Source organism: Achromobacter sp. ESBL13, from assembly GCF_036668755.1.
Taxonomy (GTDB): domain Bacteria; phylum Pseudomonadota; class Gammaproteobacteria; order Burkholderiales; family Burkholderiaceae_B; genus Achromobacter.
In genome coordinates, this window is the sequence record NZ_JAZEVT010000002.1 from 1,070,685 (window position 1) to 1,097,054 (window position 26,370).

Sequence of the window (26,370 nt, forward strand, 5' to 3'; positions counted from 1 at the left end):
CCGCGCCGGCCGGCAGGCCGCGCTTGGGCGGCCCTGGCCCTGGCCGGGGCCGCCGCGTGGGGGGCGCCGTGCGGCCATGCTTGCACCGCCAAAGGCGGGGGAGCGGCTGGTGTACGATCCCCCATCAACGCGGATCGCCCGCCGCGTTCGCCTTCGCTTTTCGCCCGCCGTTCGGCCATGGAAAACCTGCTACGCAAACTTGACCTGACCTCGCTTCGCCTGTTCGTGGCCGTGTGCCAGGAGAACAGCATTGCGCGGGCGGCCGAACGCGAATTCATCGCGCCCTCGGCGGTCAGCCGCCGCATTGCCGATCTGGAATCGCTGATCGGCCTGCCGCTGATCGAGCGTCATACGCGCGGCGTGTCGATCACCCCGGCGGGACAGACGGTGCTGCGTTACGCGCAACAGATCATCGGCAACGTCGAGTCCATGGGCGCCGAGCTGTCGCGCTTTTATGCGGGCGTGAAAGGCAGCGTGCGCGTGGTGGCCAACCTGTCGGCCATCGTGCAGTTTTTGCCTGAAGACGTGGCGGCGTTTCAGCGCCTGTTTCCCGAAGTGGACATCGACCTGGAAGAGCAGCACAGCCCCGACGTGCTGCGCCTGGTACGCGAACGCGCCTTCGACTTCGGCATCTGCAACCGCGTGGCGGGGGCCGAAGGGCTGGAACAGTTGCCGTACCGTCGCGACCGGTTGGCGGTGATGCTGCCGTCGCAGCATCCCCGCGCCGGCGCGCGGCAGCTCAGCTTGCAGGACATCGCGGGCGAAACCTTCGTGGGCCTGGGGGAACACAGCGCGCTGACCCAATTGCTGGCGGCGCAGGCGCGCGCAATCGGCGCGACGCTGGCCGTGAAGATCCGCGTGGCCAGCCTGGACGCGCTATGCCGCATGACGCATGCCGGCCTGGGCATTGCCGTGATGCCGCAGCAAGTGGCCGAACTCTATCTTCAGTCGCTGGATGTGGTGGTACGGCCGCTGTCCGACGAGTGGGCGCGGCGCCAGCTGTGCATCGTTTTTCCCGGTGAACAGCAGCTGTCGGCCACCGCCGCAACACTGGTCAAGTTCCTGGCGCAGCAAGCCTGACCCGGCATCTCGGTTTGCGATGGCTGGCCTGCCCAGACGACACTTCGGCAATCGCCACGCGCTCCTTATAGTCAAACCGCGCCCTTGACGTGACATCGGGCGTGGGACCCAAGCCGGGGCAATCAGACCCCGCTGCGACGATACGGAGACATCATGACCCCCACCACTCGATTCCTGGCGACCTGTGCGCTGGCGTTCAGCGCCGCGTTGCCCACGGCCCACGCGCAAGCGCCCGGCTATCCCGACCACCCCATCCGCCTGATCGTGCCGACCTCGCCCGGTTCCACCGCCGACGTGGTCGCGCGCGTGGTGGCCGAGAACCTGGGCAAGACCCTGGCGCAGCCGCTGATTGTGGAAAACCTGGCGGGCGCGGCGGGCATACCCGGCACTAGGCAACTGGTGGCCGCCAAGCCGGACGGCTACACGCTGGCCATCGTGTCGTCCAACCACGCCATCAACCCCAGCCTGTACAAGAGCATGCCGTACGACTCGGTCAAGGACATCACGCCGATATCGGTCATCGGCACCACGCCGCTCGTCATGGTCGTGGCCGAGAATTCGCCGTATCGCAGCGTGGGCGACCTGCTGGCCGCCGCGCGCGCGCAGCCGGGCAAGATCAACTATGGGTCATCGGGCAATGGCAGCGTGCTGCATCTGGCGGGCGAACTGCTCAAGTCCAAGGCGGGCGTGAATATGATGCACATCCCGTATCGGGGCGGCAATGCGCTGATCACGGATGTGATGTCGGGGCAGATACAGGTGGCGTTCCTTGCCGTGCCGTCGGTGCTGGCACAGGTGCAGGCCGGCAAGCTGCACGCGCTGGCCGTCAGCACGCCCGAGCGTGTGGCGGCGTTGCCGGATGTGCCCACGCTGGATGAATCCGGCGTGAAGGGGTACGCCTACGATGCGTGGATTTCACTGATCGGCCCGGCCCGGTTGCCCGGCGACATCGTGCGCGCCCTGCAAGCGGCCACGCAGCGCACCATGGCCGATCCGGCCGTGCTGAAAACCCTGACGCCCCAGGGCTTTGTGTCGCAGGGCAGCACCACCGAGCAGGCGGTGCAGACGCTGAACGCGGAAATCACCAAGAGCCAGGCGCTGGTCAAGGCCGCCGCGGTGATGGCTGAATAACCTTTGGATATCTACAAATTGCCATGACGGTTGTACCTCCCACAATGCCTCGCGTGCTGGACGCGGCGCCCCGCCTGTTGTTTCTGTCGCAAGACGCGGCCTGTATCGCCGCGCAGTTGCAAGGGGCGGCGGTAGCCGCGTCATCGGCCGCGCCGCTGCGCGATGATATTTCCACCGACGAGATCACGCCAGTGCCCATCCTGACGCACTTTGACGACAAGCTGGGGCGCTATCCCTACACCGGTCTGCGGGTTGCGGACGCGCAACCCATCGGCGTCGATGCGATCAAGCGCGCGGGCATCAATGTGGTGGTGGCGGGCAAGCGCTATGGCAAGGGATCGTCGCGCGAACACAGCCCCATGGCGGAAAAATCGGCGGGCGTGCGGCTCGTTATCGCCGAGAGCTTTGAACGCATCTACCGTCAGAACGCCGACAACATCGGGCTGTACACCAGCACCGACCTGGGCCTGGTCGCGCGCCTGGAACGGGGCGAATCCATCACGGTGGACGAGATCGTGGCGGGGCGCGACGACCTGGCCGCCGCCATCGTGCGCGCGGGTGGCCTGCTGGCGTTCGGGCAGGCGCATCTGCAAGACGTCGCCACGGCAGATGAGAAGCCGGCGCATCCGCCAGCCGCCGCGCCCTGCACGTTGTTCGAGAAAATCATCCAGCGCCACATACTGTCCACGCCGGTCACGGCCGCCAATGCAAGGCAAGGCGCGGGCGTGTTTCTTCGCGCCGACTGGCGCTTCATTCACGAGTACTACACAGGCATGGCCGCGCACATGCTGCACGCCCGCTTCGGACACCCGCTGCGGCTGGTGGACGCCGCGCGCATCGTGGTGTTCGAAGACCACACGTCGTATGTCGATGAAAGCCCCAATCACGTCAAGGCCGGCATCGTGCCCAATGTGCGCGTCATGTGCCAGGCGCAACGTGATTTTGTCGACGCCTACGGCTTGCGGCATCACCGCACCCTGACCGAAGCCCAGGCCGCGCGCGATGCCGGTGGCAACGTCGCCGGCATTTCGCACGCGATGATGGCCGAACACTACGCGCTTCCGGGCCAAGTGGTGGTGGGCACCGATTCGCATACGCCGCACAGCGGGGCGCTGGGCTGCGTGGCCTTTGGCGTGGGCACTACCGACATGGCCAACGCGTTCGTCACGGGCGCCGTGCGGCTTACCTTGCCCGCGTCGCTGCGCGTGGAGCTGGCGGGCGCCTTGCCGCCGGGCGTCACGGCCAAGGACGTGGTGCTGCACCTGCTGGCCTTGCCCGACATCCGCTCGGGCGCGGGCGTGGGCAAGGTGTTTGAATTCACCGGTGATGCCGTCGCCGCGCTGTCCATCGACGAACGCGCCACCTTGACGAACATGACTGCCGAACTGGGCGGCCTGACGGGTATCGTCGCCCCGGATGCCGAGACGGTGCGCTTTCTGCGCGAACGCCGTGGCGTGGACGTGACCATCCAGCCGTGGATGCACAGCGACCCCGATGCCGCGTACGCCGGCCGCTTGCGCGTGGACTGTACGCAGCTGTCGCCGATGGTGGCGGCGCCGGGCGACCCGGGTAACGGCGTGGCCCTGTCCACCTTGGCCATGCGGCCGCGCATCGACATCGCCTACGGCGGTTCGTGCACGGCCGGCAAGCGTGAGGACTTCGACGCCTATCACCAGGTGCTGGCCTGGGCGGTGGATCGTGGCCTGCGCCTGCCCGACGGCGTGACGCTGTATCTGCAATACGGCACCACGGCCGTGCGCGACTACTGCGTGGCGCGGGGCTACGACCGCACCTTCGCCGCCGTGGGCGCCCGCATCCTGCAACCCTCATGCGGCGCCTGCGCCAACTGCGGGCCGGGTTCATCCACCGACCCCGGGCAGGTAACGGTCAGCGCCATCAACCGCAACTTTCCCGGCCGGTCGGGCCCCGGCAGCGTATGGCTGGCCAGCCCACCCACCGTGATGGCCAGCGCATTGGCGGGCACCCTGATATCGTTCGCGGAATTGCAGGCGCGTCACGCGGGCTGATCGCCCCGGTCGCACCGCCGCATCGCCGCATCGCCGCATCGCCGCGCCATCGGTCCGCGCCATCGGTCCGCCCCATCGGTCCGCCCCATCGGTCCGCCCACATCCGCCGCCATCTGCCGATAGCCGTCTGCCTGTAGCCGCCCTGGGTCGATGGCGACATCGCCTCGGGCCTAGGGTTGTCACCACTTCGGCCGCCGTGAAGCCCAGCTTAATAAATCCTTAATTGGCAGCCTCCCGGCGCTGCGTCAGAGTGCGCAACAGAGAAAACGGCCGTCAGATGCCGTCCGGGCCGGCGAACCGATCCGCCGCGCCATTCCCCCGCACAGCAGAACCCTATCGAAAGAAAACCCGGGACACACCGGGTGGCTTGCTATCGACCGTCGCCCTCCGGCGGCGGTTACCCGTGGGTCCGAGGAGACGACAATGAGCAAGAGCTGGAAGAAGTTCGCAGGGGCGGTGGGCATGGTGGCGGTGTTGGCGGGGGCGGGCGCGCAGGCCGCCGACGCGCCGCCCGACATCAAGCTGATGCAGCTGTCGGTCGGCAAGATCGAACTGGACAAGGGCTTCATGACCGCCATGGTCGACGTGGGCACCAAGATCAAGATCCCGGTGCCCGCCTATGTCATCGAGCACCCGCGCGGGCTGGTGCTGTTCGACACCGGCATGAACCAGGCCACCGCCGACGGCAACTGCGCCAACTATTGGGGGCAGGGCCTGTGCGGCGCGTTCAATTCCATCCAGGGCCGCGACGAAGTCGTCGACCGCCAGCTCAAGGCCGCCGGCTTTGACGTCAGCGACGTGAAGTACGTGGTGTATTCGCACTTCCACCTGGACCACGCCGGCAACATCAAGATGTTTCCCAAGGCCAAGCACGTCGTGCAAAAGGCCGAACTGCGCGCCGCCTGGTGGCCCGAGAAATTCCAGCGCGCCGCCTATGTCATGAAAGACTTCGACACCACGCGCGACTACGACTTCATCCAGGTGGAAGGCGACTTCGACCTGTTCGGCGACGGCACCATCGTGCTGCTGGACACCAAGGGCCACACGCAAGGCCACCAGTCCTTGCAGGTCAAGCTGAAGAACACCGGCACCGTGCTGCTGGCGGCCGACGCCATCTACACCGCCGAGAATGAGGCGGGCGTCATCCCGGGCATCACCTGGAACACCGCGGCGTCCATGCAGGCCATCGACCGGCTCAAGCAGATCCGCGATGCGCGCCAGGGCCAGCTCTGGTACAGCCACGACGCCGAGCAGCACGCCCAAAACGCCAAGACCAAGGTCTTTGACTGACCACGACCAACGCAAGCCCAACCCAAGGCGCCCCATGCAGCCGGCCGTCGCTTTGCACCAGGTCTGCAAGTCGTTCGGGCCCCGGCAGGTCCTGCATTCCCTGAGCCTGTCCGTGGCACCCGGGGAAATCGTGGGCCTGCTGGGGCCGAACGGCAGTGGCAAGACCACCACCCTGCGCCTGATGGCCGGGTTCTACACGCCCGATAGCGGCCGCGTCACCGTGTGCGGCCGGCAGCCCGCGCCGGGCCGGGGCAACGCCGACATCGGCTACCTGCCCGAACGCGCGCCGCTGTACGACGCGCTGACGGTCACGCAATACCTGCAATTCGGCGCGGGGGTGAAGGTGGCGGGCGGGGCGGGCGCGCGGCGTCTTGCCATCGAACGCGCCATCGACGGCTTCGACCTGCAAGCCGTGGCGCGCAGTGCCATCGGCCGCTTGTCCAAGGGCCAGCGCCAGCGCGTCGGCCTGGCGCAAGCGGTGCTGAACGACCCGCCCGTGCTGTTGCTGGACGAAGCCACCAATGGCCTGGACCCCGTGCAGATCGTCGAGGCCCGCGCCATGATCCGCCGCTGCGCAGCAGGCCGGGCAGTGGTGTTCAGCAGCCACCTGATGCAAGAGGTGGAAGCCTTGTGCACCCGCATCGTCATCTTGCAGCAGGGGCGGCTGGTGGAAGACGCGGTGCTGGGGCAGGCGCAGGCCGCGCTGCAATTGCAGCTGGCCTTGCCAACGGCCGCCCACGCTGCCTTGCGCGCCGCGCTGTTGGCCTGCGACGGGGTGCGCGGCGTGGACGCCACCGTACAGGACGCCGCGCTGAGCAAGTGGCGCATCGGTTGGGATACGGCGGCGGGCGGCGAACCGTCCGTTGCCATGTGCGACCGCGTGCTGCGCATCGTGTTGGCGCACGCCCAGGTGCGCGCGGTGCTGTCGCTGCATGACGCCGTGGAAGCCCGCCTGCTTGCCGCGCTGGCGCCTAACGACCCGGTGATGCGGAGGCGGGCATGAAGGGCTTTCTGGCGTTGTACCGAAAAGAACTGCGCACCGATTTCGGCTCGCCCGTGGCACTGGTGGTGGTTGCCGTGTTCTGGGCACTGTCCGGCTATCTGTTCAGCTTCAATCTGTTCTTTGTCAGCACGGGGCAAATGGTCACCGCGTTTCACAACATGACCATCCTCCTGATCCTGGTGATGCCCTTGGTCAGCATGCGCGCGTTTGCCGAGGAAGCGCGTCAGGGCACACTGGAATTGCTGCTGACCTTGCCCTTGTCCGACGCGACTTTGGTTGCGGCCAAATACGCGGCCGGGTTGACCGTGCTGGCCCTGATGCTGGCGGGCACGACCGCCGCCGTGCTCCCGCTGGCGTGGTACGGGCAGCCCGACTACGGGCCGATCGTGGGCGGTTACGTCGGCGTGTTCCTGTACGGCGCGCTGTTCCTGGCCATCGGCATTGCCGTGTCCAGCGCCTGCACCAACCAGATCGTGGCGGCCAGCGCCACGTGGGGCATCCTGGTGCTGTTGTGGTTCATCGACTACCCCGCCGCGCTGGACGCCTTTCCCGCCTTGTCGCCGTTCTTTCAGGCGCTGTCCTTGTCGGCGCAACACGTCGATTTCATCCGGGGCGTGTTGCCGGGTCCGGCCACGGTCACGCTGGCCAGCGTGGCGTTGCTGGCCTTGATGGTGGCCGCCGTCAACCTAAAGCGCTGGAGGCTGCGATGAACGCAAACCCGCGCGTGCTTCGCGCAGGCCGGCGCCTGCTGCTATGGTTGCCGGTGCTGGCCGTTGCCGCCTTGCTGCTGGCGCTGAACCTGTGGGCCTCGCGCCATCTGGGCCGCTTGGACCTGACGGCGCAGCGCCTCTACAGCCTGTCGCCGGAAAGCGTCGAAGTAGCCCGCCAGATCAAACAGCCGGTGGACGTGACGTGGTTCTACGACCTGCGAAATAAAAGCATGGTGGACGCGCTGGAGCTGCTGCGCCAGTACGAACATACCAATCCGCTGATTCGCGTGCGCGGCGTGGACCCGGCGCTGCGTCCGGCCGAGGCGCGCGAAGCGGGAATCCAGTTCGCCGGCAGCGCGGTGCTGGCGGCCGATGCGCGCAAGATGACGATCAATGGCGGCACCGAAACCGACTTCACTAACGCGCTGATCCGCATCAGCCAGCGTGGCGCGCAAACGGTGTGCTTTACGCAAGGGCATCGCGAAGCCATGCTCGACAGCCTGACGTCGCTGGACGATCTGGAAGACCACGGCGACGATGAAAACCTGGTGGCGCGCGTCGAGGTGCACGAGCAGCATGGCATGGCGATGGCGCGCAACGCCTTGCAAACGCTGGGCTTTGCCACCCGCGGTATCAACGCGGGCAGCCTGGCGCAAGCCTTGCCGTCCTGCGCCGTGGTGGTGGCGGCGGGGCCGCGCACGCCCTTCGGTGGCGACGACGCAGATGCGCTGCGCCGCTGGACGGCCGGCGGCGGCAAGACCCTGTTGCTGCTGGAGCCGGACACGCGCCACGGGCTGGATGCGCTGCTGGCCGACTTCGGTATCGCGCGGCCGATGGGCGCGCTGCTCGACCCCGGCAGCCATTACCGCAACGATCCCGGCAGCCCGGCCGTCAGCGACTACACGCGCCACAAGATGACGCGCGGCCTGCCGTTAAGTTTCTTTCCCGGCGCGGCCGGTCTGGAGCCCGCGGGCGATGCGTTGCCGCAGGGCGTGACCGTCACGCCGCTGGCGCAGACGTCGGCACAGGCGCAATTGCCCGGGCAGCAGGTGGGGCGGTACACCTTGATGGCGCTGGCCACGCGCAACGCGCAGGCCGCCAGCGCGGACGGGTCGGCGCGGCCCACGCTGCTGGTGGCGGGCGATAGCGATTTCGCCACCAACCGCCATTTCGCCACGCTGGGCAACGGTGCGCTCTTTACCAGCGCCGTCACGCTGCTGGCCGGTGAAGACGCCTTGTTGACGATACGCCCGCGCCATTACGAAAACCGCCGCGTTGAACTGACCAATCGCCAGATGCGCACCGTGTTCTGGACCAGTACCGTGGCCTTGCCATTGCTGGCCTTGATGACGGGCCTGCTGCTGTGGTGGAGGCGGCGATGAACGCGGGGCGTGGCTGGCTGATGTTGCTGGCGGCGGGCGTTGCGCTGTCCGCCTGGCAATGGCACGAGGCCGTGGAGTCGCCCGCCGCGCACGGCGGCCACACGCACCTGCATGACGACACCGGCAAGCCGACGCGGCTGTACGCGTGGAACGCCGCGCAGGCGGCGCGCATCACGCTGTCCACGCCCGCATCCACGGCGACGTACACACGCGCCGCGCAGGGTTGGGCCGCGATGCCGGGCAGTGCAACCCCCACCACACCCCCCGCCTTCGACGCAGACGACTTCCTGTCGCTGTTTTCGCAAGCTCGCAGCGATCGCGTGCTAACCCCGCAGCCCGGCGAATCGTATGGCCTGAATCCGTCCGGCCTGCGCATCGCCATCGACGACGACAAAGGCGCGGCGCTAGCCCGGATGGACGTCGGCGCGCTCACGCCAGATGGACTAGGCCGTTACGTCCAATTGCCCGATGAACCGCACCTGCGCATCATCCCCGATTACCAGACGCGCGCGCCGATGGCCGCGATGATTCAGGTAAACCCGCATGCGCCCGACACGGCGAGCACGGCCTCTCTATCGCTTGTGAAACCCGGCTTGCGCAAAGATAAATAGGCGCTCAAAAGGGGCGTCCCTATACTTCGCTGCACATCGGACTAGTACGAAAAGTGGCGCTTGCCAGTGATCGCGCCGGTCCCTAAAAGTGCCTTCCGTCCCGCTTCGATTCGCGTTCGAAGCCAAGGCGGCAAGGTTGATAACGAGACAAGGGCGCGCCACGCGCACGCCCGGGCCATGTGCCCACGCCGCCTTGCCGGCGATGCCCGTTGCCCCGGCAACGCATCGCGGACGGGGCAGGTGTTTAGCGTATTGGGAGAAGACGCTTGACCTTGGATCTACTGCCTCTCGCCTTGGTGGATGGCGTGGCGTACGCCAGTCTGCTATTTCTGGTGTCGATGGGGTTAACCCTGGTGTTCGGCGTGATGGGCATCTTGAACGTTGCCCATGGCGCCTTCTACGCTTTCGGCGGTTATGCCGCGGCCAGCCTCGTCATGTTCCTGGCGCCCAAAACCGATTCCCCCTTCCTGCTGTTCGCCGCCTTGTTCGCGGCTGCCATCGCGGTCGGCCTGGCGTTGGGCAGCATCATGGAGTTCGTGCTGATCCGCCGCGCGCAGAACTACGACCCCATCCTGAAACTGCTGATCACCTTTGGCGGCTTCCTGATGCTGGAAGACATCCAGCGCCTGCTGTGGGGCGCGCAGCCCTACAGCGCCAGCGAAGTCGTGAACCGCCTGGGCAATATCGAAATCGGCGACATCACTTACACCACCTACCAACTGGTGGTGGTGCCCGTGACGGCCGTGCTGGCCTACGTGTGCCTGGAGTATTTCCTGCGCCACACCAAGCTGGGCAAGCAGACCGTCGCCACCACGCACAACCGTGAAGTGGCCACCTCGCTGGGCATCAACGCCAAGAAGATTGGCTACGTCACCTTTGTGATCGCCACCATCCTGGGAGCGCTGGGCGGCGCGCTGGCCGCGCCCACCACGTCGCTGGTGCCGGGCGCCGGTACCGACATGACGGTGCTGTCGTTCGCGGTGGTGGCCACGGCGGGGCTGGGCCAGATCACCGGCGCGCTGATCGCAGCGCTGCTGATCGGCGTCATCCGCGCCGTTGCCGTGTACGCCGCGCCCGAACTGGAAGTGGCGGTGCCGTACATCATCATGGTGTTGGTGCTGATCATCCGGCCGCATGGCTTGTTCACCGTCGCCCAAGCCCGGAGGATCTGATGAAAGTCGTCGTACTCAGCCTCGTGGCCGCGATTGCCACGCTAGCTCTTGGCTATAGCCTTTCCTGGACGATCACCCCCATCGTCATCGGCCTGACCTACGCCATCGCGGCGCTGGGCGTGTCGGTGATGGCGCGGGCCGGGCAGATCTCGTTCGGCCATGCCATGTATTCCTGCATCTCTGCCTACACGGTCGCGTTCCTGGCGCGCGCCATGCCGGGCACCGACGCGCTGCTGCTGATTATGGCGGGCGTCGTCGCCAGCTTCCTGGCGGCCATCGTGATCGGCCTGTTCGTGGTGCGCTATCGCGGCATCTTCTTCGGCATGCTGAACCTGGCGTTGAGCATGGTGTTGTTCGCCTTGCTGGGCAAGCTGTACACGTTGACCGGCGGCTCGGACGGGATGCGCATCGTGCGCCCGACAATGGCCGGCGTGCTGATGGAGCGCGAGTCCTTCGAGCGTGCGTTGCTGGTGCTGACGCTGGTGTTGTCGCTGGTGCTGGCCTGGTGGGTGCAGCGCTACTTCCGTTCGGGCAGCGGGCAGGCGTTGTCGGCTATCAAGACCAACGAAACGCGCATTGAATACCTGGGCTTTTCTGCCTACTTCATCATGTGGAAGGGGTATTTGCTGTCGGCCGTGGTGGTCGGCTTCTCGGGCGCGATCCTGGCCTTGATGCAGGGCCTGGTCACCCCCGAGATCGGGTCGTGGCTGCGCTCGGGCGAATTCGTGTTCATCACCATCCTGGGCGGCGCGGGCCATGCGGCCGGTGCGTTCCTGGGCGCCGTCGGTTTTGAAACGGTGAAGCTGGTGTCGGCCGCTTACTTCCCCGGCCTGTGGCAGTTCCTGCTGGGTTTGACGCTGATCCTGGTGATCTTCATGTTTCCCACCGGGTTTGTCGGCCAGATCATGAAACGCATCGCCACGCGAAAGCGCGATGAGGCCCGGGCCCGCGCCCGCGCCAACGCCAGCTTGCAAGCGCGCGTTTCCGCCAATACGCAAGCGCCGGTCAGGAACTGATGATGAAACCGCTTATTCAAACCACAGACCTTTACCTGGCCTTCGGCGGCGTGATCGCGGCCGACAACATCAACTTTGAGTTGCACGAAGGCGAACGTCTGGCCGTCATCGGCCAGAACGGCGCGGGCAAGACCACCTTCATCAACATCTGCACGGGCTACCTGGCGCCGTCCAAGGGCCGCGTGGTTTTCGACGGGCGCGACGTCACCGCCATGGCGCCGCGCAAGATCGTGCGCCTGGGGCTGGGCCGCTCGTTTCAGTTACCGCAGCTGTTCACCGAGCACACGGTGCGCCAGTGCGTGCAGATCGCCGCCGCGCGCCGCAACAAGGAACTGAGCTGGTTCCGTTCGCTGGAAAGCACCATCGACGAAAAGGAAGTGGACGCCACGCTGGACCTGGTGGGCCTGCTGCCCGAAGCCGACGAAGCTTCCATCGAACTGCCCGAGGGCAAGCGCAAGCTGCTGGACGTGGCCATGGCGCTGGCGCTGCGCCCCAAGCTGCTCATCATGGACGAGCCCACCAGCGGGGTCGCGTCCGAAGACAAATTCGCCTTGATGGAAACCGTGATGCACGCGCTGGACGAGCGCCGCGTGACCAGCTGGTTTGTCGAGCACGACGTGGACATCGTGTCGCGCTACGCCACGCGCGTGGCCGCCTGGATCGCCGGCAAGGTGGCGGCCGACGGCACGCCGGACGAAGTCTTGAACAACCCGCAGATCAAAAGCGAAGTGCTGGGGGCCTGAACCATGCTGAACCTATCGGCCATCAACGTAGACCTGGCAGGCAACCGCATCCTGCGCGACGTCAACGCCAGTTTTGAATCATCTAAAACCATCGGCATCGTGGGGCGCAACGGCGCGGGCAAGACCACGTTGCTGCGCGCCATCATGGGCCTGACCAAGATCAAGTCCGGCAAGATCGCGTTCGACGGCGCCGACCTGACGGCCATGCCCGGCCACAAACGCGCGGCGTTGAAGGTGGGCTATGCACCCGAAGACCGCGTGATCTTCCCGACCATGACCGTGGCCGAAAACCTGAACCTGCCTTGCGAAGTGCAAGGCCAGTCCAAGACCGAAATCGCCGCCCGCATCCAGACCGTGCTGAAGGTGGTGCCGCAGCTGGAACCCATGCTGGGCCGGTCCGGTTCGGCGCTGTCTGGCGGGCAGGGAAAGATGGTGGCGCTGGCGCGCGCCATCATGGTCGGCACGCGGCTGTTGATGCTGGACGAACCGTTCCAGGGCCTGGCCCCCAAGCTTGCGCGCGACTACACCGAAGCGCTGGGGCGCCTGAAGGAATTGCAGCCCGACCTTTGCGTCGTCATCACGGAATCCAACGTGAAGCTGCTGGGCGATATCCCAGACCAGATCTGGACGATCGAGCGCGGCTCGATCACCTTGAATTGATTACCGGAGACTTTGCATGACGCAGATGATTATCAACGGCCGTCAGGTCGATGCGCTGGACGGGCGCACCATAGAGGTGGTGTCGCCGGTGGACGGCGACGTGTTCACCACCATACCGCGTGGTCAGCAAGCCGACGTGGACGCAGCCGTTGGTGCCGCGCGCGCCGCGCTGGATGGCGATTGGGGCCGCATGACGGCGCTGGAGCGCGGCCGCCTGCTGCTGCGCCTGGGTGAATCCGTGCTGGCGCATCACGAAGAACTGGCGCGTCTGGAATCGCGTGACACCGGCAAGCCCATGTCCACCGCGCGCGGCGACATCACGGTGCTGGCACGCTACTTCGAGTTTTACGGCGGCGCGGCCGACAAGGTGCACGGCCAGACCATTCCTTTTCAGAAGGACTATTCCGTCCAGCTGATCCGCGAGCCGCTGGGCGTGACCGCCCACATCATCCCGTGGAATTACCCGGCGCAGATGTTCGGCCGCAGCGTTGCCCCGGCGCTGGCCATGGGCAACGCCAGCGTCGTCAAGCCGGCCGAAGACGCCTGCCTGTCCATCATCCGCGTGGCCGAACTGGCTTTGGAAGTGGGCTTTCCGCCGGGCGCGCTGAACATCGTGACGGGCCTGGGCGAAGAGGCGGGCGCCAGCCTGTCGCGTCACGCCGACATCAACTTCATCACCTTCACCGGCTCGAACGAAGTGGGCGTGCTGATCCAGCAGGCCGCCGCCGTCAACGCGGTCAAGTGCGTGCTGGAACTGGGCGGCAAGTCGGCCCACATTGTGTTCGACGACGCCAACTACAAACTGGCCATTCCCGCCATCGTCAAAGGCATCGTTCACAACACCGGGCAGACCTGCACGGCGGGTAGCCGCCTGCTGGTGCAGCGCGGTGTGTATGCCGATTTCATGAAGGCGCTGGCCGCCGAATTTTCCAAGGTGCGCGCGGGCACGCCGGACATGGACCTGACCTGCGGCCCGGTCGTCAACAAGGCGCAGTTCGACCGCGTCAACCGCTACATCGCCAAGGGCCTGGCCGATGGGCTGACCGTGGCGGCCGAAGGCGCCATTGCCGACGGCGTGCCTTCTGGCGGCTACTTCGTGAAGCCGACACTGTTTTCCGCGCCCTCGCACGACAGCACCTTGCTGACCGAAGAAATCTTCGGGCCGGTGCTGGTGGCGCTGCCCTTTGACACTGAAGCCGACGCCATCCGGCTGGCCAACGCCACCGACTACGGCCTGCTGGGCGCCGTGTGGACCGAGAACGGCGGACGCCAGCAGCGCGTGGCGCGCGGCATCAAGTGCGGTCAGGTCTACATCAACGGCTTTGGCGCGGGCGGCGGCGTGGAACTGCCGTTTGGCGGCGTCAAGAAAAGCGGCCACGGGCGCGAGAAGGGCTTCATCGCGCTGGAAGAAATGAGCACGACCAAAACGCTGATCCAGTTCTACGGCGAATGATCGCCACGCATATCGGAGTCAAGTCATGAGTCAGTTGCAGGGTAAGGTCGCCATCGTCACGGGCGGTGGCAGCGGTTTCGGCGAAGGCATCGTCAAGCTGTATGCGAAAGAGGGCGCCAAAGTCGTCATCGCCGACATCAACAAGGAAGCCGCCGACCGCGTGGCCGCCGAAGTGGGCGCCGCCGCGCTGGCGGTCAAGGCCGACGTGTCCAGCCGCGCCGACATCGACAACGTCGTGCGCGTCTGCCAAGAAAAATTCGGTTCCGTCGACATCGTGGTCAACAACGCCGCCATCACCCACAAGAACCAGCCCATGCTGGACGTGGACGAGGCCATGTTCGACCGCATGTTCGAGATCAACGTGAAGTCCATCTACCACATGGCGCAGGCCGTGGTGCCCGTGATGCGCAAGCAAAAGCGCGGCGTGATTCTTAACGTGGGGTCGACTGCCGGCATCCGCCCGCGCCCCGGCCTCAGTTGGTACAACGCGTCCAAGGGCGCGGTCAACGTGCTGTCCAAATCGATGGCCGTGGAGCTGGGCCCCGACGGCATCCGCGTCAACGCCATCTGCCCGGTGATGGGCATCACCGGCATGTTCGAGCTGTTCATGGGCCTGCCCGACACGCCCGAGAACCGCGCCAAGTTCGTGTCCACCATTCCGCTGGGCCGTTTCTGCCAGCCGTCGGACGTGGCGGCGGCGGCCTTGTTCCTGGCCAGCGACGCAGCGGAATTCATCACCGGCGTGGAGTTCCCCGTGGACGGCGGACGCACGGTGTAAGGCTGTGATCGGGCCGGTGCCTGCGGGCCGGTTGCCGGTCGGCATGGCTACTGGTCCGTATTGCTTTCGCTCCGCATCGCTTCTAGCCCGTATTGCTTCTAGCCCGTATTGCTTCTACTTGGATGTCAGCGCATGAAAATCAAAGCGGCGTTGTTGCGTAACGTAGGGGTGCCCGGCCCTTATGCCCAGACCCGGCCCCTGACCATCACCGAGGTCGATCTGGACCCGCCCGGCACGGGCGAGGTGCTGGTGCGCATCAAGGCGGCCGGGCTGTGCCATTCCGACCTGTCCGTCATCAACGGCGACCGCCCGCGCGGCGTGCCGATCGTGTTGGGGCATGAGTCGTCCGGCGAAGTGGTCGAGACCGGCCCCGGCGTCACCGACCTGAAACCCGGCGATCACGTGGCCATGGTGTTTGTGCCCAGCTGCGGCTGCTGCAACCCCTGCATGGAAGGCCGCCCCGCGCTGTGCGAACCCGGTGCCGCCGCCAACACGCAAGGCACCTTGCTGGGTGGCGACCGCCGCCTGCACATCGGCGACGAATACTTGAACCATCACACCGGCGTGTCCTGCTTTGCAGAATACGCCGTGGTGTCGCGCCGGTCGTGCGTGAAGGTCAACGTTGAACTCAGCCATCGCGAAGCCGCGCTGTTCGGTTGCGCCGTGTTGACGGGCGCGGGCGCGGTGTTGAACCGTGCGCGCATCAAGGCGGGCGACACCGCTGCCATCGTCGGGCTGGGCGGCGTGGGCCTGTCGGCCTTGCTGGCTGCGGTAGCGGCCGGTGCGCGCCGCGTGGTGGCCATCGACCTCAGCGACGAAAAACTGGCGCTGGCCAAAGAGCTGGGCGCCACCCACGTCGTCAACCCCAAGCAGGTCAAGACCGACGACGACCTGTTCGATCTGGCCGGCGGCCGGGTGGACTACGGCTTTGACATGGCGGGCGCCGTGCCCGCCTTTGAAACCGCCTACAAGCTGACCCGGCGCGGCGGCGCGACCGTTACCTCGGGCCTGCCCAACCCCAAGTTCAGCTTCCCGCTATCGCTCTCGCAGATGGTCGGCGAAGAGCGCGACATACGCGGCAGCTACCTGGGTTCCGGCGTACCCGCCATCGACATCGGCCGCTATATCGACCTGTACAAGGCGGGCCGCCTGCCGGTGGACCGGATGATGGGCAAATCATTTTCGCTGGACCAGATCAACGAGGGGTTCGATCACCTCGCCACCGGCGGCAGCCTGCGCGACGCCATCGTTTTCTAAGGGCATAGACCCGACTACAACACTGGAGAGACAACCATGAAAACCTCAAGACTGGCCGCGCTGTTAGGCGCCACCCTGCTGTCCGGCTTCGCGGCGCTGGCCGGCGCCGCCGACAAGCCCAAGGAACTGAACATCGGCATCTCGACCTTCCTGTCGGGCTCGGCATCCGTGTTCGGCGTGCCGGCGCGCGATGCGGCCGAAATCCTGATCCAGGACATCAATGCCGCGGGCGGCATCGACGGCGTCAAGCTTGTGCCCAGCTACATCGACGAAGGCGGCGGTGGCGAAAAGCTGTTGTCCGAATACCGCCGCCTGGCCGAGGGCGGCACGCGCGTGATGCTGTCGGCTATTTCAAGCGGCCACTGCAACATCGTGGCCCCCGTTGCCGAAGACCTGAAGGTGCTGAACGTACTGTGGGACTGCGGCACGGAAAAGGCGCTGGAAGGCAAGAAGTACAAGTATGTGGTGCGCACGCAAGCCAATGCCACCACCGAAATGGTCGCGCAGGTGCTGTACCTGATGAAGGTCAAGCCCGACTTCAAGACGATTGCCATCGTCAACCAGGACTACGCCTGGGGCCGCGATTCGCGCGACATCTTCCTGGCCGCGCTGAAGAAGTTCAAGCCCGACGTAAAGGTCGTGGCCGAGATGTTCCCCAAGTTCGGCGCCGCCGACTTCTCCACGGAAATCAGCCGCCTGCAAGCGCTGCGCCCCGACGTCATCGTGTCCACGTCATGGGGCGGCGACTTGGACAACTTCGTGCGCCAGGCCTCGCAGCGCAACCTGTTCAAGAACTCTACCTTCGTGCTGTCGCTGGCCGAAAGCTCGCTGGAACGCCTGGGCAACGCCTTGCCCGAAGGCGTTTACGTCGGCGCACGCGGCGATCACTACTTCCTGCACCCGGAAACCAAGGACGATCCGAAGCACCAGGCCTTCGTGAAGAAATTCCACGACAAGACCGGCGCCTATCCGATCTACTCGGTCTACCACATGGTGCAAGCCATCCAGGGCCTGAAAGCAGGCTACGAGAAAGCCATCAAGGACAACAACGGCGCCTGGCCCACCCCGGAACAAGTGGCCGCCGCCATGCACGACGTGTCCTTCAAGGGCTACGGCCGCGAAGTCAAAATGCACCGTGCTGACGGCCAGGGCCTGGAAGCGCAATTGTTCGGCGTGACCAAGAAGAGCGACAAGTACCCGTTCAAGGTGCTGGCCGACATTACGATCGTGCCGGCCGAACTGGTGACGCCGGGGGTGGAAGACACGTCGATGGGCTGGATTGAAAAGAACCTCACCCCGGACGTCTTGAAAAGCGACCAGATCAAGGTGTATTCGAACTGAGCAAGCTGTGTTGTGTGTGCAGGGACTCCCCCGGCGAGCAATCGTCGGGGTTTTTTTTGCGGAAAGACATGAACCAAGGCAAGCGGAGGTGTCAGAAGCAACCACGTGCCGATCCTGCACGCTTGTGGCTGCTGGTGCTGGCGGGCGGCATCATCATGGGCCTGGCCTTGGGCGTGCGCTACGTACAGGGCTTGTTCCTCTTGCCCCGGCGGCATCCAGCAAAACATAGTGCGATGACAGATCAAGAGCCATGGTGCGCATCCTTAGGGAAGAGGGGCGTGCGGTCATTCTTCACAGCGTGGGCCAGATTTGGCCCGATCGGGCCAATTTTGACCCGCTACAAGCCATTGATTCAATAGCGATATTTTTTTATCGGGTCAGAACTGGCCCGTTTTCTGGGGGAAAACGGCGGTTTCGTAGGGATTCCGATCAGAGCTCCGTCGTAAGTGTCTTAGCCGCATGGCAAGCCATTGATTCCATGGAGCTTATTGACAGGACGTGACGCTTGGCATGGATGTTGCATGAGTCCGGCTAGCGCTTCCTTCGGAAGCCTCCCGGCCGCCATGGCCGACACGACGACGGAGCCCGTCATGCCTACCCCCGCGACGTTTTGCATTGCCAGCAAGACCCTTGGCCTTCGAGTGTTCGCATGACGCTCAGCCAATCGCTTATCGACATCGTCGAAGAGACCCTGGCGCTGCCACCCGGCGGTTGCAACGCCTGCGAACGCAACGGCGTGCCGATTCTGCTGCTGCGCCCGGCGGTGGTGGCTAAGAGCCCGTTCTTACATGCGCGCGGTGCGCTGTCGCATCCTGGTCTGCAAGAATCGCTGCGCATCATGCGCAAGGGCTATGTGTATGTGCTGCTGGACCGCAGGGTATGGCATGCCTATCAAGTGACCGATGCGGGCCATATGCGGCATTTCAATCCCTACGAGATGGCGCGCGACGAGCCTGCTCCGCTGGCCGAGCGCTGCGTTCAGGCCGCCCACGACTTGCCCGCGTCGTTCATCGGTATCGACATTGATCAGTACAAACTGGCCTGGATCGCGTATTTGCAAGACCCTTGGCCGACGGCCGTGCTGGATGCGTACAAGTCAGGCGACGGTTTGAATGCCAATTACCCGCTACGGTTTGTCATCGTGGATCTGCCCAAGTTGCGGGACGATCCCACGGCGGGTGGCACCGCGCTGGCGCTGGAACATGCGCATCCGTTGAACAAACACGTGGCGGAGTATGTCAGCGGTGTCGACGACTTCGGCAGTGTTCACGGCTGGTCATCGCGCGTGACGCAAGCCACTGGCATGCGTAACTACCTGACACTGATGGAACGGCAGCACCGCTTGCCGCAAGGCGTGACCGGGCTGGTTCTGCCCGACCCGATCGGCATGGCCGAAGAACTCAACAACGTCCGCCTGGCCGCCTATACGCAGAAGCGCTTGTGGTCCGAAGAGCCGACTCGCCGCTATGCCTACCTGACCTCGCAATGCCTGCTGGCGATTCAACATATGTACGCCGTGCAGGCCGACGCCGAGACAATGGATAGCCCGACACCCTTGCTCGACATCATGCCCAGCGAGTCCGGCACGCCACCCGTGTTCTGGGACCCTGCGCGTGAACGGCAAGAACGTGTGCAAGCCAAGATCACCAATCGCATTGAACGATTGAAAGAACGCTACTGGGAAACCAATCCCCCCGCTGAACCGCGCCGCCATGGCCGGGCGAGCTTTCAGGCGCGGTATGACCGCGACATCAAGCGGTTTGAAAAAGATATCGATGCGTATGGCAAGGATTGGGCGCAGGTAGTGGGCAGCGCGGCGTGGAAGCGCATCGTGGCAATGGACTATTCCGATACCGATGAACGATCGCGTCTGCTGCGCTTGATTACGGTCGGTGCGTGTTTGGACGGCGGGATCACCGATGCGATGCCTGCGCCTGATGCCGCGTCGACGGAACCCGAAACGCTGGGGCCTACCGGCACCGCGTGGCAGTCGTTGCTAAGTGATCCCAACAGCGCCGCCTATCTGGCCTTGAACGGCCATCAGACCTTTTTGCAGACCACCTTTATCCCTCTGTTCGGCGCCGGGGCGGTTGCCAACGACGCCGGAAGAAAATACTTCGACGCCGTCAAAAGCATTATCGGCAGCAAAGAAATCGGTGCATGGCGAGAAGGCCGAGCGGCAGACGCCGCCGACCAACTGCTGACCGCCATGCACGGCGCCAGCAAGCGCCTGAATCAACACTTGAACTCCGGTTCCAAAGCCGCCGTCGATGCGGTTCACGTGGGCGGCGCGTGGTTGTACCGCAAGGCGCAGATGACGCAGGTGGTGATTCAACTCACGGTGGGGGAACTGCTGTCCATCTGCGCCGAAGAGCTGCAACGCGTCGGTGAGTCCCTGCAACAAGACGCCAGCCGGCGCCTGCGCGCGTTTGTGTTCGCCGGCTTGATCAGCATCCCGGACCCGGCGGTGCGCAATACGCTGATTGACGTGACGTTGTGGATGGAAGGCAGCGCGGAAGACATCCGGAAGCGAATCAACGCCTTTGAGAAAGTAACCGGCGATCCAGTAGAAAATGTGGCGCGCCAGGTGGAAGCTATGGTCCGTCAAGCGGAAGATGCGGCGCGCGAGGCGTCGCATGGCGCGATGCGAAAGATCTCGGTCGGCATGAAGAACCTGGAAGCCCCGGCTGCGCAACTGCTAAAGGGTTTGGAGTTAAGCGCGGCCCACGCGCGGGAGTTCGCGAAGAATGGGCTGACGAGTCTGAAGCGATTGTCTGTCGGGTCGGGTTATGGCGCGCTGTCACTGGTCAGCTTGTATTTCCTGCATGACAGCGTGCGTACCAGCCTGGAGGCGGCGCGGGAGACCGTTGGCGCAAGGCATCCTGAAGCGATGGCCGCGTTGTATGGGGCAGGGGTGGGGTTGCTGGGGGCGGGTGTGGAGGCGGGTGGGTTGACGCTGAGAATTGGCGCGGAAAGTGTGCAGCCGTTCATGCGACGAGTGGCGGCGGCGGAGGGCGGTGCTGTGACGCGGGCGATCGGGATGGGGAAGACGCTGATCAAGGCGGGAGGGGTGATCACGGCGTTGGGAGGGGTGGCCGATGGGGTGGGGAGTTTCGCGGCGGAAGTTCGGACGGATTTATTGGGAGATGTCGACGCGGGAAAACAGTACAAGTTGAGTGGCTTCATTTCACTCTTCGGTGCTGCCGCGAGCATCTTTGGCATCTTGGTGGACGGAGCCTTGTTAGGGCCACTGGGCCTTGGAATCGTGCTTGGACTGGCCGCTTTCGTTGTCGGAAAAAACGCCAAGTCTCTTGAGTCGGACAGTCTGGAAATGTGGGCCCGTCGGTCCTACTTTGGCAAAGCAGAACAAGAACGTCGTTGGGAGGGGGCTGACCAAATGGACGCGGCGATTTCGGCGTTGAACGCTGCGGTCATAGGAATGGATGCAACCCTGGGCTTTCATTCCGCCAAGCGGGTAATGGATACCGATTCGCTTCTAACGTCAGACACTCTGCAGATCCAGGCAACGGGCGGAGTCGAATCGGGAATTGAACTGGCCTATCGGATCGTGTTGCCAGGGTTCGACCCCACGATATCGCGCTTCGAATTCAGGCTGCTTTTAGAGAGCTTTGGCGTGGAAAGAAGCGGACGGCGAGGTCCAAAACTGTCAGAGGGCGTGCTTGCGGCAATGCACCACAACAGCATGCGGTGGGCCCCTGGATTGGATTCGTATAAATACTTGCTGCCACAAGATCAGAGTTTGCCAACCCGAGAATCTCCCGTCTTGAGTTGTCGATACTGGCTCGGACCCATGCACAGTATCAAGAGCGCCACGATCGAGATCACGTTCTGGCCTGACAGGGATGACCTTACCGGTTATGCCCGCATCAGCATGACCGAGGAAGCGTAATGGTTCAACCCAAACTCAGCCCGGCCTGCTTGGGATGGAAACGCGACTTGCCCGGCCCAAATGATCGTCCCGATGCAATTCCTAGCTTGCGTGAAAACGCGCCCAATCATGTTGATGATGTCTACATGGAACTGTCTCGTCGATCATCCCGCATACGTGGGGTGTTGTTGCTGCTTATCCCATTTATGCTCTATGCGACGATCATCGGAGTACCTGGCGTCATTTGGAGTTTGCTGGTGGATCATCCCAGAGCGTTCACTACGAGCGATTGGTCGACGCTGTGGATTGCTGTGTTCGTTTTGGCAATTGGTGTCTGGATGACCGCATTTTTGTATCTGGCCGACGTCTCCCCCCCACGTGACCTCCCCATCCGCTTCAACCGCGCCCGCCGCCGCATCTACGTCTACGGCTTCCACATGGTCTGGTGGAACCCGTTCACCCGCTGGTACGTCACCACCGCCAGCTACCCCTGGGACGACGTGCGCGCCGAAGTCTGGGAGCAATGGGGCGTCTCCTCCGGCGGGGGCTTGATGATCAAGTGGGGCGTGTCCCTCGCCATCGTCAAACCCGGTACCAACGACGTCATCGAACGCTTTCACCTCAGCACCTACAACCACGACCTGGACAACCTCTGGGCCTACGTCTGCACCTATATGCAACAAGGCCCGCAAGCCTTGCCGCCGTGCGACATCGAACCGCGCGACGCGAACGATGTGCCGGCGTACAACCTGGCGCTGCGCTGGGCGCCTCAAGTGGAGTGGCCAGAGGAGATGGATTGGGAGTCGCGATCTAGCGAAGGTTCGCGTGGGTTGGAGTGCAGGGGAGAGGGCGGTGATGAGATCAATCACGATTGCGCCTGACAGGGGTGACCTTAACAGCTACGTCCGCATCAGCATGACGGAGGAAGCGTGATGCCCAGATCGACGCTCAATCCTCCCTGCGCAGGATGGAAGCGTGATCTTCCGAGTCCGAACGAGCCGCCGGAAGTGGCTCCGGCGCTGCGCGAATGCGCCCCGAACTATCACTTCGGGACCTAGCCAGTCTTGGATAGGTTTAATAATTTGGATGTGCGAGGCAAGCGCCTGGGCTACCCCCGCCCCACCGGCAAGCCCGCCACCGCCTCTCTGAAATTCGGAAACTCCTTCAAATACTCCGCGTTCCCTTCCACCCGCCTCACCACTCTTTCATCCACCGTCAGATTCAACACGGTCTCGCCATCCCAAATCCGCGCCTGCTTTTTCACATGGATCAGCACCTTCTCGGTGAACTCCTTGTACGAGTCGTGCGGATTGCACTGGTCATAGTCGGTGGAGATGCGCTGCGCGGTGCCGGCTTCCAACCCCACCTGCCGCGCCTTTTCCTGGATCCACGCTGCCGGTAGTGTCTGCAAACTCCCGTCGCGATATCCTCCGCCGATATCCGAGTGCGCGCCGATGAACCAGCGCTGTTCAACCGGCCTGTCCGGCGGGCGCGGTTCGGATGTTGCCAGCCTTGTCCATAGCGTTGGGAAATACGGTTCGCGGTATTCGTTCGTTGCGATGGCGTGATAGGCGTTGCGGACGTGGTTGCTCAGTTCGGTGTCGTGGAAGTTATAGAACTTTGAAAACCCGGGAAACGAAATGCCGCCGACGGGTATCCCCAGGCTGCCCACGGTGTCCCAGACACCAACGAAATGCAGGTCGGTGTCGCGCGAGAACTGGGCGCGAAACGAAATGGCGTCGATGGACGAGGGCAGGCAATCATCGCGATATAGCGCGTACGCTTCAGCAACGTTGTCGTCAGTGGGGCTTTTAAGCAGCCCGCATTTGCGCACCATGCCGGCCAGGCTGCGTGCCGAGTACGCGCCACGGCTGAAGCCGAACAGGAAAATGTGGTCCCCTGGTTCCTGGCGTTGGCATAGCCATTGGTAGCCCTGGCGGATATTGGCGGACAGACCGGCGCCGAAGGCGCCGCCAACGAATTTGTCGATGGCGGCCCACAGGCCTTGGCCTTGCGTGCCGACGCCTTCGATATACAGGGTTTCCTGCGTGCTGGTTTCCGGCGCGGCTTTGTAAAGCTCGTAGGCGTTGGTGCGGTCGTTGGGTTCGTTCCACGTACCGTCAAAGAAGATGGCCAGATTCTTCTGCATGCTCGGCTCCCCACAGATCGAGTCTTGCGATACATCTGCTGCTGGCTGGGATGACGCCCGCGTGAGGCACGCTATCACGCGGGTTACGGGTTTGCCGCCCGCGTGGTTTCCCTGCTGGCGGCATGTACACCGCTTTTTTTACTAGGGGTGGCGGACGCAAAAACGCCGGCGCGGGCGCTTGGGCGCAGGCGGGGCGGGAAGGGGGGATAAACGAACTAATGAATGTGTAGCCATCCGCCGTGCAGGCGGATGGTATCCACAATGGCGCGGTTGGTAGCCGGGTCGATCAGTTCACCGTCACAACTCCAACACCACCTTGCCACCCGCGCATGAGCGCGAGCAGCAGGCCATCATCTTATTATTCGCGTCGCGTTCCGCGCGCGTCAGCACGACGTCGCGGTGGTCGATCTGCCCCTCCAGCACGCGCACCTCGCACGATCCGCACAGGCCTTCCTCGCAATCGCTTTGCACGTCGATATTGGCGCCGCGCAATGCGGTCAACAAGGTCTGATCCGCGGGCACGTTGATGACGATGCCCGAGTCTTTCAGCACGACTTCAAACGGCTGTTCCTTGGACGGGTCCAGCGTGCCCAAGGTGGAATGGAAGTGTTCCACGCGCAGCGCATCTTCCGGCCACGCGGCGCAGCACGCCGCCAAGCCATCCAGCAGGCCTTGCGGACCGCAGGCGTAAATCTGCGTGCCGGCGTCCGGCTGGGACAACAGCGCCGCGTAATCCGCGCGGGTGCCTTCGTCTTTGACGTGGACGTGCAGGCGGTCGCCGTGCAACGCGACAAGTTCCTCCAGCATCGCCATGCAGCTGCGTGACCGCCCGCTGTAATGCAGTTGGTAATCCAGGCCCAGTTCCTTGGCGCGTCGCGCCATGGCGCTGATGGGGGTGATGCCGATGCCGCCGGCAATCAAGATCAGCTTGTCGGCCGCTTCATTCATGCGGAAGTGATTGCGCGGCCCACGGATGCGCAGGCGCGCGCCGACCACCGCGTTCGCGTGCATCCACGCGGAACCGCCTCGGCCTTCTGTTTCCTTCAACACGGCAATTTCAAATACACCGGTTTCCGAAGGATCGCCGCACAAGGAGTATTGGCGCGACAAGCCCGTGTCGCCGCATTCCACGTCGATGTGCGAGCCCGGCGTCCAGCGCGGCAGCGGCTTGCCATCGGGCGACACCAAACGCAGGCGCAGGATGCCGTCAGCGGCTTCGACCGCGCTCTGCACGACGACGGGCCGCGTGATGGCGTGCGACGAAGGCTCGCCGATGCGCACCGGGTGCTGATTATTCAGCAATGCCGGCGATGCCAGTTCCGGATTCTGCTTCGGGTCCCATTCCACCCACAAGTGCTCCGGCCCACGAAACGAGGTGTTGGGCACATAGGTAAACGCCTGTTCCGACAGCTTCATATGCGGCAGGCGGCGGGTGAGTTCTTCCAGGAAGATCTGCATTTCCATGCGGGCCAGGTTCTTGCCCATGCATTGGTGCGAGCCATAGCCGAAGGTGAGCTGGTCGCTGGCGTTTTCGCGGCGGATGTCGAAGAGGTCGGCGTCGTTGAACTGGCCTTCGTCGTGGTTGGCGGACGACGTGACGATCAGCAGCTTGGAGCCTGCCGGAATCGGCACACCGGCGATTTCGACGTCGCGCGTGGCCAGGCGGCGCCATGCCGCGACCGAGCCGTTATGGCGCAGGCATTCTTCGACGGCGTTGGGAATCAGGTCGGGGTCTTCACAGATTTCGCGCCAGGCGTCGGGGTGTTGCAGCAACAGCTTGATGGCGTTGGCCGATGCGTTGGCGGTGGTTTCGTGGGCGGCGACGATGCCGGCCATCATCATGGAATGCAGGTAGGAATCGGTGACGACTTCCGGATGCGTCTGCTGCTTGCGCAGGCCGTATTGCATCCAGCCGGGGCCGGACGGGTCTTGGCGCATCTTGTCCAGGATCTTGCCGGCCAACTGCCAGAAGTTGCCCACGGCATGCGCCACGGCCACCTGTTCTTCAGGCTTGGGGCGGCCCCAGGTGTTGACGGTGTGCGCGATGGAATATTGGCGCAGCAGGTCCATGTCTTCTTCGGGCACGCCCAGGAAATGCAGCGCCACGGTCAGCGGCACTTCCCACAGCATCTGGTCGACCAGGTCGGCGCGGCCGTCGTTGATGAAGCGGTCAACGTAGTCGCGAGTCAGGCGGCGCACCATGGGCTCGTGGTGCTTGAGCTCTTCGGGCGTGAACGGGTCCATCAGCACGCGGCGGCGCGGCATGTGGGCGGGCTCGTCTTCGTTGACCAGCGTGCGGTTCATGGCATAGCCGTACGACGCCAGCACGGCATTGGCCTCGGGGCCGGTGGGGGTGATTTTTTCCAGCGCGATGGACGGGCTGAAAGTGATGTTGTCGCGAAAAATCGCCTTGATGTCTTCGTAGCGGGTCACCACCCAGTAGCCCAGCTTGGGGCTGTAGAACACGGGTTCCTGCTCGCGCGCCCAGCGCACGTACTCAGGCGGGTCTTGCTGATAGCCATCGCCAAAGGGGTCGAACTCGGCCGCGCGGGCGCTGACGGGGCAGCCGGTGGGGCTTGGCATCGCGGCAAGCGCCGCGTGATCGATGGGACAGCCCGACGGGCGCGAAGTAGAGGGCGATTGGCTCATGATGCTTTCCGTGTATTCGTGATGCATCG

The 26,370-nt window shown here is 64.4% G+C and carries 20 protein-coding genes; 18 read left to right on the forward strand and 2 right to left on the reverse strand.

Annotated features, from left to right (window positions below; translation table 11 throughout):
* The first annotated feature begins 177 nt into the window (after positions 1-177).
* The 18 genes from V6F88_RS13720 (at position 178) to V6F88_RS13805 (ending at position 22,424) form a co-directional block, all read left to right on the forward strand.
* Positions 178-1,080: a LysR substrate-binding domain-containing protein gene (locus V6F88_RS13720; RefSeq protein ID WP_332610101.1), complete on the forward strand. Its 903-nt coding sequence runs from the start codon at positions 178-180 to the stop codon at positions 1,078-1,080.
* A gap of 153 nt (positions 1,081-1,233) precedes the next feature.
* Positions 1,234-2,211 (forward strand): Bug family tripartite tricarboxylate transporter substrate binding protein, encoded by a 978-nt coding sequence (locus V6F88_RS13725; RefSeq protein ID WP_332610103.1) that lies wholly within the window; start codon positions 1,234-1,236, stop codon positions 2,209-2,211.
* Between the two features lie 23 nt (positions 2,212-2,234).
* The gene (locus tag V6F88_RS13730; RefSeq protein WP_332610105.1) at positions 2,235-4,238 is read left to right on the forward strand and encodes an aconitase family protein; all 2,004 of its coding nucleotides are present in this window, start codon (positions 2,235-2,237) and stop codon (positions 4,236-4,238) included.
* 423 nt (positions 4,239-4,661) lie between these two features.
* Positions 4,662-5,528 carry an N-acyl homoserine lactonase family protein gene (locus tag V6F88_RS13735; RefSeq protein ID WP_332610106.1) on the forward strand — a complete coding sequence of 289 codons (867 nt, stop codon included), beginning with the start codon at positions 4,662-4,664 and terminating at the stop codon, positions 5,526-5,528.
* 34 nt (positions 5,529-5,562) lie between these two features.
* Entirely contained in the window at positions 5,563-6,531 is a 969-nt protein-coding gene (locus V6F88_RS13740) for an ABC transporter ATP-binding protein (protein ID WP_332610108.1), read from the forward strand.
* Positions 6,528-7,241, forward strand: coding sequence for an ABC transporter permease (locus tag V6F88_RS13745; RefSeq protein WP_332610110.1), 714 nt, complete (start codon positions 6,528-6,530; stop codon positions 7,239-7,241). The genes V6F88_RS13740 and V6F88_RS13745 overlap by 4 nt, the downstream gene beginning before the upstream one ends.
* Positions 7,238-8,623, forward strand: coding sequence for a GldG family protein (locus V6F88_RS13750; protein ID WP_332610111.1), 1,386 nt, complete (start codon positions 7,238-7,240; stop codon positions 8,621-8,623). Before V6F88_RS13745 ends, V6F88_RS13750 begins: the two co-directional genes overlap by 4 nt.
* On the forward strand, positions 8,620-9,234 hold the full coding sequence (locus tag V6F88_RS13755) for an electron transporter SenC (protein ID WP_332610112.1): 615 nt from the start codon (positions 8,620-8,622) through the stop codon (positions 9,232-9,234). Before V6F88_RS13750 ends, V6F88_RS13755 begins: the two co-directional genes overlap by 4 nt.
* 266 nt (positions 9,235-9,500) lie before the next feature.
* Positions 9,501-10,406: a branched-chain amino acid ABC transporter permease gene (locus V6F88_RS13760; RefSeq protein ID WP_332610113.1), complete on the forward strand. Its 906-nt coding sequence runs from the start codon at positions 9,501-9,503 to the stop codon at positions 10,404-10,406.
* Positions 10,406-11,422, forward strand: a complete 1,017-nt coding sequence (locus V6F88_RS13765) for a branched-chain amino acid ABC transporter permease (RefSeq protein ID WP_332610114.1) — start codon at positions 10,406-10,408, stop codon at positions 11,420-11,422. Before V6F88_RS13760 ends, V6F88_RS13765 begins: the two co-directional genes overlap by 1 nt.
* A 2-nt stretch (positions 11,423-11,424) precedes the next feature.
* Positions 11,425-12,165 (forward strand): ABC transporter ATP-binding protein, encoded by a 741-nt coding sequence (locus V6F88_RS13770; RefSeq protein WP_332610116.1) that lies wholly within the window; start codon positions 11,425-11,427, stop codon positions 12,163-12,165.
* Positions 12,166-12,168: 3 nt separating this feature from the next.
* Positions 12,169-12,825, forward strand: coding sequence for an ABC transporter ATP-binding protein (locus V6F88_RS13775; protein ID WP_332610118.1), 657 nt, complete (start codon positions 12,169-12,171; stop codon positions 12,823-12,825).
* 16 nt (positions 12,826-12,841) lie between these two features.
* A complete protein-coding gene (locus V6F88_RS13780) occupies positions 12,842-14,278 on the forward strand; it encodes an aldehyde dehydrogenase family protein (protein ID WP_332610120.1) in 1,437 nt (478 codons plus the stop codon).
* A gap of 25 nt (positions 14,279-14,303) precedes the next feature.
* A complete protein-coding gene (locus tag V6F88_RS13785; RefSeq protein WP_046807567.1) occupies positions 14,304-15,056 on the forward strand; it encodes a glucose 1-dehydrogenase in 753 nt (250 codons plus the stop codon).
* 132 nt (positions 15,057-15,188) lie between these two features.
* Positions 15,189-16,313 (forward strand): zinc-dependent alcohol dehydrogenase family protein, encoded by a 1,125-nt coding sequence (locus V6F88_RS13790; RefSeq protein WP_332610121.1) that lies wholly within the window; start codon positions 15,189-15,191, stop codon positions 16,311-16,313.
* 36 nt (positions 16,314-16,349) lie between these two features.
* A complete protein-coding gene (locus tag V6F88_RS13795) occupies positions 16,350-17,654 on the forward strand; it encodes an ABC transporter substrate-binding protein (protein WP_332610122.1) in 1,305 nt (434 codons plus the stop codon).
* A gap of 649 nt (positions 17,655-18,303) precedes the next feature.
* A complete protein-coding gene (locus V6F88_RS13800; RefSeq protein WP_332610123.1) occupies positions 18,304-21,564 on the forward strand; it encodes a T6SS effector BTH_I2691 family protein in 3,261 nt (1,086 codons plus the stop codon).
* Positions 21,564-22,424, forward strand: a complete 861-nt coding sequence (locus V6F88_RS13805) for a DUF6708 domain-containing protein (RefSeq protein WP_332610124.1) — start codon at positions 21,564-21,566, stop codon at positions 22,422-22,424. The genes V6F88_RS13800 and V6F88_RS13805 overlap by 1 nt, the downstream gene beginning before the upstream one ends.
* Positions 22,425-22,651: 227 nt before the next feature.
* Here V6F88_RS13805 and V6F88_RS13810 read toward each other — a convergent pair whose 3' ends face one another.
* Both V6F88_RS13810 and V6F88_RS13815 read right to left on the reverse strand, forming a co-directional pair.
* The gene (locus V6F88_RS13810; RefSeq protein ID WP_332610125.1) at positions 22,652-23,692 is read right to left on the reverse strand and encodes a DUF2235 domain-containing protein; all 1,041 of its coding nucleotides are present in this window, start codon (positions 23,690-23,692) and stop codon (positions 22,652-22,654) included.
* Between the two features lie 297 nt (positions 23,693-23,989).
* Complete coding sequence (locus tag V6F88_RS13815) at positions 23,990-26,341, reverse strand: cytochrome P450/oxidoreductase (protein ID WP_332610127.1); 2,352 nt, start codon at positions 26,339-26,341, stop codon at positions 23,990-23,992.
* Positions 26,342-26,370: the final 29 nt, after the last annotated feature.